The organism is Pseudomonas sp. 2822-15 (genome assembly GCF_002742515.1).
Lineage (GTDB): Bacteria > Pseudomonadota > Gammaproteobacteria > Pseudomonadales > Pseudomonadaceae > Aquipseudomonas > Aquipseudomonas salomonii.
On sequence record NZ_LJRY01000317.1, the window covers coordinates 1 to 269 of the forward strand.

The window sequence follows — 269 nt, forward strand, 5'->3', positions numbered from 1 at the left end:
CTGACTGCTGATAAAGCCTCTGTAGTTGAAGGCGGTGACATCACTTACACCGCGACCTTGACCAACAAAGCGCAAACCGACGTTACCGTGACGCTTTCGAATGGCCAAACCATTACCATCAAGGCCGGTGAAACTGTCGGCTCGACCGTGTTTAACACTCCAGCCAACGACGTCTATAACAACGGCAGCACGGTCAGCACTACGATCGCCAAAACCGAAGGCGGTAACTTTGAGAATCTGGTTACCGATCCGAAGGCAGCTGAAACAGC

The 269-nt window shown here is 52.4% G+C and carries 1 protein-coding gene; it reads left to right on the top strand.

Features of this window, described 5'->3' with window-relative positions; all coding sequences use genetic code 11:
* Positions 1-269 (top strand): immunoglobulin-like domain-containing protein (locus AOA59_RS32505; protein WP_158235273.1); only part of this gene is annotated, 269 nt, incomplete at both ends.